The following is a 15,451-nucleotide window of genomic DNA, read 5'->3' as shown; positions in this document are numbered from 1 at the left end:
GGTGACCGAACCGGCGACCGGACCCGATCACCGGACGCGATCACCGGACCCGACGACCCGGGCGGCGGGTCACCGATCCGCGGGCCCGCCCCGGTGAGTGCCCGACCGGCCACGAGGTGTGCACGGGAAAACGCCCGGCACATAGTGTGGACTGTGCCGAGCGGATTCGGACATACGGCGATCCGCTTGCCAAAACCGGCATGAGGCGCTGATGAAAGAGATGGCACCGGCCACCCAGAGGCGGTGGCAGGCGACGGGCCTGCCCCCCGAGGTGACCAGTTTCGTGGGGCGTCGGCACGAGATGGCCGAGGTCAAGCGCCTGCTGTCCGGGGCACGCGTGGTGACCCTCACCGGCCCCGGCGGGGTCGGCAAGACCCGGTTGGCGCTGCACGTCGCCGCCGACGTCCAGCGGGCGTTTCCCGACGGGGTGTGGCTGGTCGAGCTCGCCGGGCTGGAGAGTCCGGAGCCGCTCGCCGGAACGGTGAACGAGGCCCTGGAGATCAGGGACGTCTCCCACCGGTCTCCCGTGGAGGTGCTCATCGACCACCTGCGGGACAAGCGGGCACTGCTGATCCTCGACAACTGCGAGCATCTCCTGCGGGCCTGCGCCGTACTGGCGGGAACCCTCGTGCGCTCGGCCCCCTCCCTTCGGATCCTCGCCACCAGCCGGCAGGCGCTGGGCATCGCAGGCGAGCAGACGCTGGTCGTCCCCACGCTGCCGCTGCCACCGCCGCCGGGCTCCGGCCTCGGGCCGCCCGCCGAGCTGTCGGCGCCGTCGGAGGCGGTACGCCTGTTCACCGAACGGGCCACCGCCGTCCTGCCGGACTTCACGCTCACCGAGGCCAACCGGTCCGCCGTGGAGCGGATCTGCCGCCGGCTGGACGGCATCCCGCTCGCGATCGAGCTGGCGGTGGTGCGGCTGCGCGCCCTCTCCCCCGAGGAACTGCTGTCCAGGCTGGACAACAGGTTCCGGCTGCTCACCGGAGGTTCGCCCGCGACGCTGCCCCGCCAGCAGACGCTGCGCGCACTGATCGACTGGAGCTACGTCCTGTGCACCGAGAAAGAGCAGCTGCTGTGGGAGCGCGTCTCGGTGTTCGTCGACGGCCTGGACCTCGAAGCCGCAGAGGCGGTCTGCTCGGGGGACGGCATCGACCGCGACGAGGTGGTCGACCTGGTGATCGGGCTGGTGGGCAAGTCGGTCCTGATCCGGGAGGATCCTCCCTCGGCCTCCACGGCGACCCGCTACCGGCTGCTGGAGACGATCAGGCAGTACGGCAGGGAGAGACTCGTGACCTCGGGGCAGGAGGGCACGCTGCAGCGGCTGCACCGCGACCACTACCGGCGGCTGGCGGCGGAGGCGTACGCGCAGCGGTTCGGCCCGCTCCAGGTGTCCTGGCTCGGCAGGCTGAAACTCGACCACGCCAACCTGCGCACCGCACTGGAGTACTGCTTCGCCGAACCCGGGGAGATCTCCACCGCCCTGGGTGTGGCCACCGACCTGCTCTACCACTGGATCACGAATTACTACCTCAGGGAGGGGCGCCGCTGGATGGACCTGAGCCTCCTCAGCGGCACCGGAACGGACGAGATCCGGGGCCGCGCGCTGTGGTCCAACAGCTGGCTGGCGATCATCCAGGCCGATGTCGTCTCCGCCGCGACGATGCTGGAGGAGGCCCGGGAACTCGGGGGGCGTCCGGGACACGAGCCGATCCTGGCCTACGTCGCTCTCTACTCGGGGATGATCGCGATGTTCCGGGGAGACGTCGATCTCGCGATCAGCCTGTACGAGGAGGCGGCGGCGCGTCACCACGCCGACGACGACCCCGCGGGCCAGGCCCTGGCGCTCGTCCGGCTCTGCCTCGCCCGCTCCTTCCGGGGCGACTGGTCGGGCGCCGTCGCCGCCGGCGAGGAGTGCGTCGCACTGTGCGACGCCCACGGGGAGGGCTGGCACCGGGCATACGCGATGATGGCGCTCGGTGTCGGGGTCTGGTGCCAGGGCGACGCCCGGCGCGCCGCCGAGCTGGAGAAGGAGAGCCTCAAGTTCAACCGCTCGATCGACGATCTTCTGGGCGTCGGCGTCAACCTGGAGGTGCTGGCCTGGATCGCCGCCGGGGACGGCGACCACCAGCGGGCGGCCAGGTTGCTGGGGATCCTGGAGCCGGTCTGGCGGGCGATCGGGGCTCCACTGTCCGGTTTCGGGCACCTGACGCGCTACCACGACGAATGTGAGGACCGTACGCGCGAGGCTCTCGGGAAGCAGGCCTTCGACACCGTGGTCAGGCAGGGCTCGAAGATGCAGTGCGACGAGGCGATCGCCTTCGCCCTCGAGGAGAGCGCGCACCGCGGCGAGCCCGCAGGCGAGGCCGAGGAACCGTCGCCGCTGACCCGCAGGGAGACCGAGATCGCCAAGCTTGTCGCCCAGGGGCTGAGCAACAAGGAGATCGCGGCCTCGCTGACGATCGCCCAGCGCACCGCGGAGGGTCACGTCGAGCACATCATGACCAAGCTCGGCTTCCACTCGCGGGCCCAGATCGCCGTCTGGACCGGCGAGCGGATCCGGAACGCGAACGAGGAACGCCCGCCAGGCGCCTGACGGGCGGGACGGAGCGGCCGGAGAAGGGGGACGCCGGAGCCGACGAGTGCGATGATCCCGTCGGCTCCGGCGTCCGGCCGAGACCGAGTCGGGGGACTCGGCGCCAGCCCTCGGAGGTGGTATGTGTGCTCAGCCCCCGAAGGGGCCGCGCGGGGGGTTTTCCGCGTGTCCGGCGCCAGGTTCGCCGGTCGGCCTCGCGGTCAGGCCGCGATCGCGTTCGCCGTGAGCTCGAACCAGACGGCCTTGCCCTCGGAGGTGCGGGCACTGCCCCAGCAGCAGGACAGGAGTTCGAGCAGGTGCAGCCCTCGTCCCCGCTCCTCGTCGTCGCGTGCCCGGCACGCGCGGGGCAGGGAGGGGTCGGCGTCCTCGACCTCGCAGCGCAGCAGACCGTCCTGGAAGGAGAGGACGAGCCTGATGGTTCCTCGCGAGTGGCACAGCGCGTTGGTGACCAGCTCGCTGACGAGCAGTTCGGCGACCGTGCTGTGCTCGTGCAGTCCCCAGTCCGCCAGGCAGGCGCGGGTCAGGTGGCGTGCCTGGGGCACCGATGCCGACTCGGGTGGGAAGGAGTACGACGTCTCCTGGACGTACGACTCTTCGAGGAGAGGGTTCATGAGCGTTCTCCCACCTGGTCGGCGGTTGTCTCGATCGAATGCGGTCCGCACGCGCGTCCGCTGCCGGAGGCCGCCGGCCACCGCGGAACTACCTGTCCGCGTGGCGCGTTCGGTCCCGGTCCGGCGGGCGCGCGGCGCGAGATCATGCCGCCTGGCCCAAGGAGACCCGGTGGAGCGCCATGCCGTGGACGGGGGTGCTACGACCGTCAGGCATGAGCGCTCCGGTGTCGTCGAAGACCACCACACCGTTGCAGAGCAGACCCCACCCCTGCTCGGGGTGGAAGGCCACGAGAGACGCGGCTTCGTGATCGGGTGCGCTTGCGAGTGGGCATCGCGGCTGGTGCTGACACATGGCTCGTACCTTTTAACCTTCGCTGGTTGCTGTTGAGCCTTTCCTGGTGTGACCAGCATCTCCCGATGACGTCACCCGCATATCGGGAGAAATACCTATATGTCTACCTATTTCGCCCAAAGGTAAAGAAACCGGGCATCGACGCAAAGGACGATCGACAAGATCGATCGGCGCGGTTACGGCGGTCCCGGCCCCGCTTGCGGCCGTCCGGTAGATCTTTTTCCCGAGCGTTTTACCATCAAAGATCACGTAGCAGCCCCCTGACATCGACTTTTGTCCACTTATATGGCGATGATCGACTTGACGCACCCTTTAGTCTGTCGTGACCTGTCCTTGGGGGCGGGTAATCTCCCTCGTCACGGAAGACAACTGGCCAGCGGTGCCGCCACACGCGTCCCTCCTCGGTGGGCTCGCGTGAACGTGCCGTCGCTCAACCCGTCTCCCGGTGGCCAGGTCGCGAGGCGGAGCGGCCATGCCCGCACGGCCGCCGGGGGTCCCCCTGAAACCCCCTATGACACCTGAGATGCACAAGTTCGTCGAGCTGCTGGAGAGCCAGCTCGGATACTCCGAGAAGAGCGGCGGCTACACCAAGTTCGGTGACTGGTACGGCAGGAACGTCGAGTTCGACGCCGACTACTCCACCGCCCCCTGGTGCGACATGTACCTGTCGTGGGCGGCGGAGAAGCTCGGCTACCAGGAGTGGGTCGGCCAGTTCGCCTACACCGTCCACCACGCCCAGTGGTTCCGGCAGCAGGACGCCTGGGGCACCGTTCCCAGGCCGGGGGCCATCGTCTTCTTCGACTGGAGCGGCTCGAACAGGATCGACCACATCGACCACGTCGGAATCGTCACCGAGGTCGAGGGGAACAGGATCCACACGATCGAGGGCAACATCGACGGCGGGATCGCCAAACGCAAGGAGCGCGACACCGGCAAGGTCGTCGGCTACGGGTATCCGGAGAAGATCAAGGCCCGGCTGGACCGGGAGGCCACCGAGAAGCAGACGATCGTCAAGCCCGCCGCGGCCGGGGACAACGCGGTGGTGATCGGCCCCGGGCCCGGCCTGCTCGCGATGGTCCCTGCCCCCGCGCCCACGCAGGAGAACCGGGCGTCCACAGGGCCGGGCAAGGGATCGGACAGGGGGAACAAGAGGGACAGAGGAACGGACAGGGCCGAACCGGCTCCCGAGCACGCCGCCGTGACGGCGACCGGAAAAACCGGCAAGACCGGCAAGACCGCCTCGGGGAACGACGGCCGGACCGCGTCCGGGGAGAACGCCCCGCGAGGCGACCGGGTGACCGCGGGGGCGCCCGTCACACCGCGGATACCGGCCTCCAGCGGCCGTACCGCGCCGGGCAAGCACGCCAAGGCCTCCACCGCCGACACCAGCGCGCTCGCCGTCACCCCCACCGCCACCGTCCGCGACCTCGCCACGCCCGTCCCCGGCTTCGACACCCCCGCCGTGCTCGCCCCGGTGCTGCTCGCCGCGGTCGCGATCCTCGCGCACGGCAAGGCCAGGCAGTCGAGGGTACGGCTCCTCGCGCCCGCCTCGGGGCGTACCGCGGCGGCCCCCTCGCCCTCGTCCCGCAGAACCCCGGGCCGCCGCCGAGCCCCGGGCCGCCGCCGCATGCCCAGGAACGCCCCCGCCCTCTCCCGTGCCCCCGGGAACGCGTCCGTCTCCCGCGACCTCGTGGAGACCCCCGCCCTGGCCCACGGCCTCGGGAACGCCCCCGCCCCCTACCGGGGCAGACGCCGCCTGCACGAGCAGACCGCGGTGGAGTCGTCGACCTGGGTGCGGGACGCCCCGCCGCGCGGCCGCCGCCACCGTCGGGCCGACTCCGTGATCACCACCACCATCCCCACCATCCCCGCCACCCCTGCCACCCCTGCCACCCCGACGCGTCCCACCCGTCCCGCTCGCCCTGCCCGTCCCGCCCACCCGGTCGCCGGACCGAGAACGGCCGTTCCGGTCTCGGTTCCCCGGACCGGTCGGGGCGATTCCGCCGTCCCGCCCGGTTCCGCCGCGCTCCCCGCGGAGCCGGGCGACATCCTGGTCCACAGCGGCTACCGGGGACGCCGCCGGGCCGAGGCACTGGTCTAGCCGCGCGTCCCGCCGGGGGCGCGAAGGAGACCGGCGCAACAGGCGCAGAACGCTCCGCCGCGGTGAGGCGCCGTTCACGACCGGTCCGGGACCGGTCATCCAACCCGTCAGTCCCGACGTCGGTGAGTCTGCGCGGCCTGCGGCGCTTTCGACTCACGGTTGGCGCGCACACCGATCCGGCCGTGCACGGGGTACGGCCTGCAACAGTGAACGCAGCAGTCGCGCGGCGGTGTCGGCGGACACTTCGCCGGGTGTGTTCACGATCTGGGCGGCGAGTCCGTCGACGAACGTGTGCAGGAGTGCCGCCCAGAGTTCGACCTGGGCATCAGGGTGCGGAAGCGTGGCCTGACCCGGTTCGCGGGTCGTCTCGTGTCCGCGCATGGAGGCGACGCATTGGCGGTACAGCGCCCGTTGGTCGTTCCACGTCACAGAGCCTCCTTCCGGAGGATGTTGACGTTCCCATTCCACGATCGCTGACCACAGCGCGTATTCCTCGCGTCGCTCGGCGTCGAGCGGCAGCATCTCCTCCACGATCGAGGCGATCCGTTCGACCACCGAGTCTTGGGTGCGGGGCCGCTGGACACGTGGGAGGACCCGTCGGCGGAGGGTGTCGGTGGTGGCCCGTACGACGTAGGCCTGCAGTTCGTGCTGATTGCCGAAGTAATGCCGCAGGGACCCGGTGGACCAGCCGGCTTCGGCGGCGACTCCGCGGACGCTCACGCCGGCAAGGCCTTCGCGCAGGATCACCCGGATGGCGACCTCGCCGAGCTCGGCCCGTCTCTGGTCATGATCAACGAGTCGCGGCACGTTCACATGCTAACACGCGTGTGTTATTTTAACTGACACGGGCGTATTATTACGATTCGTTGGCTCCCGTAAGGAGGCAGGGTTGTCGATCGAGACGATCGGGGCGGTGCTCGCACTGGCCCTGCTCGATACGCTGAGCCCCACCGTGATCGGGGTAACCCTCTATCTGTTGCTGGCCAGGCCGCACCGCGTGGGCGCGCTGCTCGGCGTGTACCTCGGATCGGTCGCGATCGCGTACTTCGCCCTGGGCGTACTGCTCATGCTCGGCCTGGGCGCTGTCGTGCCGATTGTCGATGACAGCGTGTGGGCCTGGGGACAGGCCGTCCTCGGCGCGGCGCTCATCGTGGGAAGTTACTTCATCCCCGACAAGAACCCCGAACGCGCATCCGTCAGGGCCCGGTCCTTCACCCTGGGCTCGATGCTGCTGCTGGGGCTGGGGACCTGGCTGTTCGAGTTCGCCACCGCCGTGCCGTACTTCGCCGCGATCGGCGTCATGACCTCGGCCAACCTGCCCACCGTCCAATGGTCACCGCTCCTCGGCGTGTACGTGACCATCATGGTGATCCCGGGCATCCTGCTCTTCGCCGCCTGGGCCACCCTGGGCGAACGGATGCGCGAACGGTTCGAACGGTGGCAGTCCAAGCTCTCCTCAGGATCCCGCGCGACCCTGCGCTGGATCGTCGGGATAGCGGGATTCCTGATCCTCCTGGACGCGGCACCGGACCAGATCACCATCACGATGAGCCCATAACCGCCCGCATCGGCGCCATGGCGAAGCTCGCGTACTCCGCGACCCGCTCCTCGGGCGGAAACTCCACCGGCACGGCGTGGTGGTGAAGGGCGAGGGAGCGCTGGAAAGGCCGGGTCTCGCCCCCGAGGGCCGACCCGGCGCCACCCGGCCGGGCGCCTTCAGCGCTGCTCGGGCGGGTGCTGCCCCATGGTGCGGCGCAGCTGCTCCAGTTCCGCCTCCAGGCCCGCGATCCGGGTGTTAACCCCGGGCCCCCCGCCGCCCGGATGGGACTGTGGTGGACCGTAGGGCGAGTGCGGGCGGACCGCCCGGGTCTCCTCGGGCGCGGCGGGGAGCGGGTAGGGCGCCCGCTGCCGGTACTGCCGCGGCGCGCCGTACGGCTCGCTCAGACCGTGCCCGTGCTTCACCCAGCCGCGATCACAGAGCGGCCGAGGTCTTTTCCAGGATGGCTGCGAGCTCCTTGTAGTCGACTTCCTGCTCTTCCTTGATGTCGTCCTCGGGACGACCTCGAGAGCACGTTCCATCACCCGCCGGGTGTCCGGCGCGGGCTGTGCTGGTGGCCCACGTGCGCGACGATCTCCACGGTGGTGAGGACGGTGCTGACGAGGCCGACCCGGGCGGCCTGCCGGGTGCCGCTCTCGACGAGTGCCTTGAACACGTCTGCTGACTCCGGGTCGCCGAAAATGGCCGTGGTGTGGCTTCTGCCGCTCTCCGGATCGTGCATCCAGTAGCCGGTCAGGAATCCGGGCTGGCGTGTGACCAGCGGGATGATCTCCTCCCACAGCAGGCGGCGCTGCTCGTCCTGCCAGGCCGGGTCCACGGTCCAGATGCCGATCACCGCATGCATCACGCCGCGTCCTCCCTCCGCCGATCGGCCTATGCCATGGTCACGCCAGGCGCCACGGTGCGCATCGGGGGGATCACTCAGGCGGGTACTCAGCCGGTCTGCCGGCGTGCGGTGTACCAGGTGGCGACGCGGGCGCGGGAGTCGAAGCCGAGCTTGGTCAGGATGTGCGTGACGTGGTTTTCCGCCGTGCGTTCCGCCATGCGCAGACGGTGGGCGATCTGCCGGTTGCTGAGCCCCTCGGCGACCAGTTCGGCGACCTGTTCCTCTCGTGGGGTGAGCACGCCCGCGCGTCCCCGGGTCTCGTGCAGTGTCTCGGCGTGGGCCAGCAGCGACGGCATGCCCACGCGGCGGGCGATCCGCAGCGCGCCGTCGAGATGCTCGTCGGTGGCCGCGCCGGACGATGGCCGCGGCATCCGGGCCAGCTCCAGCCGGGTGTACGCCTCGTACGGTGCCGAGCCCATCGCCTGGCAGGCCATCAGCGCGGCGTGCAGATGCGCCTCCGCCTCCTCCCAGCGCCTCAGGAGCCTCGCGAGCATGCCGAGATAGAGCGACACAGGGCCGGAGCTCGGGGTGTGCGCCCCGGAGGCGATCTGCCGGTCGGCGTACGGCAGCAGGGCCTCATAGACGGCGGCGGCCGTGACTCGGTCGTCGAACGCGACGCAGAGCTGGGCGTTCCCGGCCCCGGCGACGATCCACTCCGGTGCGTCGCGGGGGAAGGCGGCCAGATGCGGGGTGATCGCCTCCCAGAGCGCCGCGGCGTCCTCGTGCCGTCCCATACCGGCGAGTACGAGCGCATGCCAGCTCCGCGCCAGATAGGGCCCGGTTTCCACGAACCCGCGTACGGCGGCCTCGACCTGGTCGAGGCCCATTCCGTCCTGCAGGCCCACGTGTGAGCGGAAGACCAGGTGGACGAAGTGTGCGCCCTCGTGGCCGCCATGTAATCCGATCACCAGTGCTTCTTCGGCCAGCAGGCGTGCCTGTTCGAACCGGCCCTCCAGCAGGGCCACCGTCGCCTGCATCAAGATGAGTCTCCATCGCCACAGCGGCTCTCGCAGTTGCGCCACCACCGCGCCGAACGCCTTCAGTTCGGCATCAAGCTGCACTCGCCTGCCCAGCTCCCAGAACGCGTCCAGCCGCCATGTGTGTCCCCACGCCGCGTATTCGCCGTGCCCGGTCTCGTCCGCGAGCCGGATCGCGCGCTGCCCGATGGACAGACGCTCCAACACGTGCCGGCCGTCGACCAGCTCGGTGTAGCGCGCCTGCATGGCCAGAAACCGGGCATCGGGGTCGCCGGTCGCCTCGGCCGCCCGCAAGGCGCGCAGACTCACGTCGCTCTCGCCACGTTCGGCGAAAGGATCCGCCGTGATCACGAGTTGCGCCAGTACCTTCGCCTCGCGTATCTCATCGGAGCCGGCCAGCATGGTCAGCGCCTCCCGGCACAGCACGTGGATCGCGGCCGTCACCGGCGAGTTGGAGATACCCCGCAACACGGTCGCGGCGTCCGCGACGACCGCTCCGTCGCCCGTGGCCCGCCCCAGGTCGGCCGCCGCCTGGCACGACCGCCACGCCTCCTCCACCGCGCCGGAACGGAACTCGCATCGGGCCAGCTCCAGCAGGAGCTCCGGGCGCTGGGCGGCGCCGTACGGCAACAGCGTGAGCAGGTCGAGCGCCGCGCGGTACTGGAAGGCCGCGTGCTCGTAGGCCAGCTGGGCGCGTGCCCTCGTCGCGGCCGTACGCGTGACCCGCAGAGCCTCCTCCGCGTTGCCGAGCTGAGCGGACTGACGCAGGTGATACGCCAGAGCGTCGACAGGGACCTCCTCCGCACTCGTCGACCTGACGGCGTTGGCCGCCCGCGCGTGCAACCGACGGCGCGTGAGGGTGGAGAGCTCGGCGTACAGCACCTCCTGCGTCAGCACATGGGTGAAGCGCAGGGAATGCCCGTCAGCGCGGATCACGTTCGCCGCGAGTGCGGGATCCAGGAGGTCGAGCACCTCCTCGATCTTCTCGCCGACGAGCGCGCCCACCGCCTCACCGGTGAACTCGCGACCCAGCACCGCGGCGTGCCTCAGCAGCCTGCGGGTCCCGGCCGGCAGACCGTCCAGGCGGCGACCGACGACATGGCGTACGCCGCTGGGCAGTCCGGGGTCGAGGCTCCCCGCGGTATCGACCAGCCGCAGCAGCTCCAGTAGGAACAGCGGATTGCCGGCGGCGCGCTCCTCCAGCGTGCGCAGCAGGGCAGGCTCCGGGCGGCTTCCGAGCACCAGCCCGGCCAGCTCGGCCACCTCGGCCGGGGCGAGACCGCCCAGGCTCAGGCGGGTGGTGGCCCGCTCCCTGGTCAACGGTCGCAGCTCGTCGGACGGCCCGGCGGGCGGGAACGCGTCGCGGGTGCGACAGAGCCCGATCACCAGCAGCCGGGAGTCGGCGACCGTCGACGCGACCGCCTGCAGCAGCCGTATCGACGGCACGTCCGCCCAGTGCAGGTCGTCGAGGATCAGCAGCAAGCCTGCGTCTCCAGCCGCGCGGTAGAGCGTTCCCACCACGTCCTCGAAGACTTGGAAGCGGCTGTCCGTCTCGGCGTCGAGCAGCATCGTGGCGGGCTGCCCCAGCCCGCGGAGGATCTGGACCCACGGCTGGTAGGCCGGGGCGCCTTCGCCCTCGCGGCAGGCGCCCCACGCCGTCCGCACACCGGCACGCCGCGCGCGACGCACGATCGAATGGGCCAGCGCCGTCTTCCCGGCACCGGTTTCGCCCTCCACCAGGACCAGCGCGCCGCTGCCCTCGCGGGCCGCGGCCACGCGGCGTTCCAGATCCGCGAGCTCCCGGGCCCTGCCGACGAAGACACTGTCTTCCATTGCGTGATCGTAAGCCGATATCCAGGGGTGTGGTGGGTCTGAGTACTCCGCTGAGTGGTTTCCCGGATGGCACCGCGCCGACCGTTCCCTAACGTCCGGCATATGAACATCACGTCCGCAACCGAGACGCGGCCCGGCTTCGTGCGCCTCTCCGGGCTGTTCTGCCTGCTTGGCGCGGTCATCGGTGTGCTCGGCGCACTGGTGGGCCTCTATATGTCACCCGCCGTCGCCATCGACCGGTACAGCTACCCACTCACCCCGGGCGCCTTCGTCGTCTTGGAGATTTCGGTCATCGTCAACCATCTGCTGCTGCTCACCGGTGTGGCCGGGCTCATGCGCTCCAACGCGGCGGGCGGCGGTCTGGGCCGCACCGGTTCGTGGACGGCGATGGTCGGTCTCGTGGGCCTGACCCTGTGCGAGGTCGGCGCGATCATGCTGGCCGACTCCGCGTATCCCACGTCTCAGACCGACGCCCTCGACACGGGCTACGGCATCACCAGCATCGCCATCGGCATCGGGTTCATCCTGGCCGGAATCGCCGCCATCAAGACCGGAAAGTGGACGGGATGGGCCCCGTACACCCCACTCGCCTGCGGCCTGGCGGTTTTCGTGCTCGTCCTCCCCGGTGTCTTCCTGTCCGGCGACAACACCTTCACCGTCGGCAAGCTGACCCTGATGGCCTGGATGCTCGCCTTCGCCGCGCTGGGTCTGGCTCTCAGCCGCCGGTCGGCTCCAAACGACCGGTGAGATTCTCGCCGGAAATTCAAGACCTGATTCCTCATTGGAACGAGGGATGGTCGCGCTTCGCCACTACGCGTAGAACAAACAGTGGCGCTCAAGACCTGCTTCCAGCAAAGGAAAAGTGTCATGAAAAGGATCCGCAGGATCACGGGTGCGGCCGCGGTGCTCCCGGTGAAGGTCGCCTCGCTGAACCCGGCGCTCCTGGAGAAGACCGCCTGGCCGAACTGGGCCCGTGCGGCGTGGCACGGCTGATCGACACGTCGGTTGCCTCGCCGGCTCGCTACGCCCGGGTCTCGGGCGAAGCCCGAAAGCTGACTCGACACTGTTGGTCGTGCACCGCCCTGACCTGCTCGAACAGCCCGTACCGCTAATGACTGTCCCGTTGTTCCCCGACCCCGGCGTCGGCGGCGTCGGGTACGGCCTGGCCGGTGGAACGTTCCTGATGACCGACCAGCTCGACTTCCTGTTCCCGGCCGCCGCGGGCATCGCGGTCTGGGCCATGGCCGTGGGAGTCGAACCGCTCCCGCGGCACCGATCCGCGTGATCACCATCCATACGAATTCACGAAAGAAGGAACGTCTGATGACCATCTCCGCACGCCTTCGACCAGCGGCCCTGCTCGTCGGTGCCACGCTGTTACTGCTTCCCGCGCTCGCGGCTCCCGCCTCGGCGACGGCGGTCCTCGCCGGGACGTGCAAGGAGGGCCCCAAAGCCGGGCTGCTGACCTACACCGCCGAGCCCGGTATCGCGAACGAACTCACCATCACCCAGAACGGCACCACGCTCCTGCTGGAGGACGCCGCCGGTCAGGTCGCGGGCTGCAACACGTTGGGGGACGCCGCCGAGGCCGGTCCCGCCACGGTGATCAGGGTGCTGCTGGGCGACGAGAGCGACGCCGTGGCCGTGAACGTCCTGCCGCAGGGGCAGAAGCTGACAGTGTTCGGCGGCGAGGGCGATGACGATCTGCTCGGCAGCGTGAACGCGGATGACCTGCGCGGCGGCCTCGGCGACGACAGCATTCGCGGCATCGAGGGCAACGACATGCTCCGCGGTGACGCGGGCGACGACGACCTGCGCGGCGGCAACGAGGCCGATGTGCTGATCGGCGGAGGCGGCGACGACGACCTGAGCGGCGGTGCCGGTGCGGACGAACTGAACGGCGGCAGCGGCGAGGACGAACTGCGCGGCGAGGCCGGCACCGACGAGCTGAACGGCGGAGGCGGCCCCGACGAACTCGACGGCGGCGCCGGCACCGACGTGTGCAACGGCGGTCCGGGCACCGACACCGCGACCCGCTGCGAATAACGAGACTCGGCCGGACCTCGTCCGCCGCGTCTCGAGTTTGAATCCGCTCGATGCACAGAGGGGCGGCGGCTCGCACGTGATCGTCACGTGCGGGCCGCCGTGGAGGCTACTTGGGAGGACTTGGACACCGACCGGGGCGGGTCGCCGCCTCTCAGCCGCGACCGGCGCCGACGAGCTCCCGGTGCGGTTCCTCCTTCTCCTCGTCCTCCTCGTGGCCCTCGACGGAGAGGTCGGGCAGGATGCGGTCCAGCCAGGCGGGGCACCACCAGTTGGCCCTGCCGAGCAGGGCCATGGTCGCCGGGACCAGCAGACCCCGGATGATCGTGGCGTCCACCGCGATGGCCACCGCCAGGCCGACACCGAAGATCTTGACCATGGGGTCGGGATAGGCGACGAACGCGACGAAGACCGCGACCATGATCAGGGCGGCGGAGGTGATGACCCTGCCGGTCGACCCCAGCCCCTCGGCCACCGCCCTGCGGTTGTCGCCGTGCCTCAGGTACGCCTGCCGCACGGCGGTGAGCAGGAAGACCTCGTAGTCCATCGACAGGCCGAACAGGATCGCGAACAGCATCAGCGGGATGTAACTGTCGATCGGCACCGTGAAGAACACCGTGCTCAGGTAGGACCCGTCCGCGCTGACCGGTGTGTCCATGCCGACCAGGCGGCTGCCCAGTCCCAGGGAGAAGACCAGCGAGAGCGCGCCGAACGCGGCACCGAGGGAGACCAGGTTCATCAGCGCGGCCTTGATCGCGACGACCGGCGAGCGGAACGCCAGGAGCAGCAGCAGCGCGCTCAGCAGGACCACGACGCCGACGACCAGGGGCGTGCGTCCGGCGATCCTCTCACCGGCGTCGGCCATGCCGGCGACCTGCCCGCCCACGTGCACCTGGGCCCCCTCGACGTCGAGCGCGCGCACCGCCTTGACCACGTCGAGCGCCCGGGGGTCGCCGGGGGCGTAGGCGGGGATCGCCTGCATCAGCGCCGCCGTACCGCCCCTGTTGAGGACCGGGTCGCCGACGTGGACCACTCCCTCGACGTCCGCGACGCGGTCCTTCAGGTTGCCCAGTACGGCCGGGGCCGGCTCGCGGTCGACGACCCTCGTGTCCAGGTCGGCCACCACGACGAGCGGGCCGTTCATGCCGGGCCCGAACCCGGCCTGCAGGAGCTCGTAGGAGCGCCGCGTGTCGGTGCCGCGGTCGGCGTAGCCGTTGTCGAGCGGGCCCAGCTTGAGGGCGAGCGCGGGGGCGGCCAGCGCGGCCAGGAGGGCGACGCTGAGCGCGAGCACGCTCCACGGCCGCCGGGCCACCCAGTTGCCCAGCGAGGCCCAGCCGGAGGAGCCGTGGCTGCCCCGCCGTCCCGTGAACGGCAGGCGCAGCGCGTTGATCCGGTGTCCGAGCAGGCCGAGCAGCGCGGGGACCAGCGTGACCGAGGTGAACACCGCGCAGACGACCGAGATGCCGGTGATCCAGCCGAGCGTCTGCAGCAGGGGGAAGCCGGCGAGCATGAGCGCGCTGAGCGCGATGATCACCGTGCCCCCGGCGAACACCACCGCGCCGCCCGAGCTGGCGACCACCCGGCGGACCGCCTCGCGGACCGGCAGGCCGTCGGCCAGCAGCTTGCGGTGCCTGCTGAGCAGGAAGAGCGCGTAGTCGATGCCGACGCCGAGACCGATCATCGTCGCCATGATCGACGCCTGCTTGGGCACGTCCACGACGTGGCCGAGCAGGCTCACCACGCCGAGCCCGGTCGCGATGCTGACCAGCGCGGCGAAGATCGGGATCATCGCGGCGACCAGGGTGCCGAACGCGAGCAGCAGGACCAGCAGCGCGCAGACCACGCCGATGATCTCGCTGGTCCCGGTCTTGATCTCCTTGTCCGCCGGGCTGCCCGAGGACGCGGGGACCGCCTCGATGCCCGCCGCCCGTGCGGGTGCGGCCGCCTCGGAGAGAAGCCTGGTGGTCTCGGCCAGCTTGGAGGTGTCGTTCCCCTCCAGCTTGACCGCGATGATGCCGATCTCCAGGCTGGGAGCGAGACCGCCCACCTGGTAGGGGGATCTCACCTCCTTCACGTGCGGCACCTCGCGGATCAGGTCCACGGCGCGCTCCACCGCGCGCTTCCTGGTCTCGGTGATGAGGGGGCCGTCGGGTGAGTAGAGGACGATCTGGGCCGAGCCCCCCGCCCCGTAACCGGGACCGAAACCGTCCTTCATCAGGTCGACGGCCCGCTGGGCGTCGGTGCCGGGAATGCTGACGTCGTTGCTGACCGGGCCGGGGAAGAACACCGATCCCGCCGTCAGCAGCACCGCGGCGACCACCCACAGGGCCAGCACGGCCTTGCCGTGCCGCGCGCACCAGCTTCCCAGCCGCCCCAGCAAACCAGACATCGGTGACCGCCCCGCTTTTAGTATCAAACACCCTGAAAAGCCGTACTGTACGCTCGTACAGAACCTACGGTAGAGAGTAGGGGGACAAATCAGGAAATGCTCTAGGCG

The 15,451-nt window shown here is 70.3% G+C and carries 14 protein-coding genes; 7 read left to right on the top strand and 7 right to left on the bottom strand.

Annotation, left to right across the window (positions count from 1 at the left end; all coding sequences use genetic code 11):
- The first annotated feature begins 211 nt into the window (after positions 1-211).
- Positions 212-2,593 (top strand): ATP-binding protein, encoded by a 2,382-nt coding sequence (locus OG587_RS17550; RefSeq protein WP_329091580.1) that lies wholly within the window; start codon positions 212-214, stop codon positions 2,591-2,593.
- A 200-nt stretch (positions 2,594-2,793) separates the two neighbouring features.
- Here the strand turns inward: OG587_RS17550 and OG587_RS17545 are convergent, their stop codons facing one another.
- Together OG587_RS17545 and OG587_RS17540 are read right to left on the bottom strand one after the other, a co-directional pair.
- The gene (locus OG587_RS17545) at positions 2,794-3,204 is read right to left on the bottom strand and encodes an ATP-binding protein (RefSeq protein WP_329091579.1); all 411 of its coding nucleotides are present in this window, start codon (positions 3,202-3,204) and stop codon (positions 2,794-2,796) included.
- 142 nt (positions 3,205-3,346) lie between these two features.
- Entirely contained in the window at positions 3,347-3,556 is a 210-nt protein-coding gene (locus OG587_RS17540; RefSeq protein WP_329091578.1) for a DUF5999 family protein, read from the bottom strand.
- Positions 3,557-4,079: 523 nt separating this feature from the next.
- Here OG587_RS17540 and OG587_RS17535 point away from each other — a divergent pair.
- Entirely contained in the window at positions 4,080-5,657 is a 1,578-nt protein-coding gene (locus OG587_RS17535; RefSeq protein WP_329091577.1) for a CHAP domain-containing protein, read from the top strand.
- A 153-nt stretch (positions 5,658-5,810) separates the two neighbouring features.
- Here the strand turns inward: OG587_RS17535 and OG587_RS17530 are convergent, their stop codons facing one another.
- Positions 5,811-6,464, bottom strand: coding sequence for a TetR/AcrR family transcriptional regulator (locus OG587_RS17530; protein WP_329091576.1), 654 nt, complete (start codon positions 6,462-6,464; stop codon positions 5,811-5,813).
- Between the two features lie 82 nt (positions 6,465-6,546).
- Here OG587_RS17530 and OG587_RS17525 point away from each other — a divergent pair, with 82 nt between their 5' ends.
- On the top strand, positions 6,547-7,215 hold the full coding sequence (locus OG587_RS17525) for a GAP family protein (protein WP_329091575.1): 669 nt from the start codon (positions 6,547-6,549) through the stop codon (positions 7,213-7,215).
- A 158-nt stretch (positions 7,216-7,373) separates the two neighbouring features.
- Here OG587_RS17525 and OG587_RS17520 read toward each other — a convergent pair whose 3' ends face one another.
- The 3 genes from OG587_RS17520 to OG587_RS17510 form a co-directional block, all read right to left on the bottom strand.
- Complete coding sequence (locus tag OG587_RS17520) at positions 7,374-7,619, bottom strand: hypothetical protein (RefSeq protein WP_329091574.1); 246 nt, start codon at positions 7,617-7,619, stop codon at positions 7,374-7,376.
- 116 nt (positions 7,620-7,735) lie between these two features.
- Positions 7,736-8,062 carry a hypothetical protein gene (locus OG587_RS17515; RefSeq protein WP_329091572.1) on the bottom strand — a complete coding sequence of 109 codons (327 nt, stop codon included), beginning with the start codon at positions 8,060-8,062 and terminating at the stop codon, positions 7,736-7,738.
- A gap of 86 nt (positions 8,063-8,148) precedes the next feature.
- Entirely contained in the window at positions 8,149-10,911 is a 2,763-nt protein-coding gene (locus OG587_RS17510) for an ATP-binding protein (RefSeq protein WP_329091571.1), read from the bottom strand.
- A gap of 102 nt (positions 10,912-11,013) precedes the next feature.
- Between OG587_RS17510 and OG587_RS17505 the strand changes: the two genes are divergently transcribed.
- From OG587_RS17505 to OG587_RS17490, 4 genes are all read left to right on the top strand, one after another.
- Positions 11,014-11,658: a hypothetical protein gene (locus tag OG587_RS17505; RefSeq protein ID WP_329091569.1), complete on the top strand. Its 645-nt coding sequence runs from the start codon at positions 11,014-11,016 to the stop codon at positions 11,656-11,658.
- 120 nt (positions 11,659-11,778) lie between these two features.
- Positions 11,779-11,904 carry a hypothetical protein gene (locus OG587_RS17500; protein WP_329091568.1) on the top strand — a complete coding sequence of 42 codons (126 nt, stop codon included), beginning with the start codon at positions 11,779-11,781 and terminating at the stop codon, positions 11,902-11,904.
- 118 nt (positions 11,905-12,022) lie between these two features.
- Positions 12,023-12,196 (top strand): hypothetical protein, encoded by a 174-nt coding sequence (locus tag OG587_RS17495; protein ID WP_329091566.1) that lies wholly within the window; start codon positions 12,023-12,025, stop codon positions 12,194-12,196.
- A gap of 38 nt (positions 12,197-12,234) precedes the next feature.
- A complete protein-coding gene (locus OG587_RS17490) occupies positions 12,235-12,957 on the top strand; it encodes a calcium-binding protein (protein WP_329091565.1) in 723 nt (240 codons plus the stop codon).
- Between the two features lie 151 nt (positions 12,958-13,108).
- Here the strand turns inward: OG587_RS17490 and OG587_RS17485 are convergent, their stop codons facing one another.
- Positions 13,109-15,343, bottom strand: coding sequence for an MMPL family transporter (locus OG587_RS17485; RefSeq protein ID WP_329091563.1), 2,235 nt, complete (start codon positions 15,341-15,343; stop codon positions 13,109-13,111).
- Positions 15,344-15,451 lie beyond the last annotated feature (108 nt).

Source organism: Streptosporangium sp. NBC_01469 (assembly GCF_036227305.1).
Taxonomy (GTDB): Bacteria; Actinomycetota; Actinomycetes; order Streptosporangiales; family Streptosporangiaceae; genus Streptosporangium.
The sequence above is the reverse complement of the archived record's forward strand: the minus strand, read 5'-3'. Positions and strand labels throughout refer to the sequence as shown.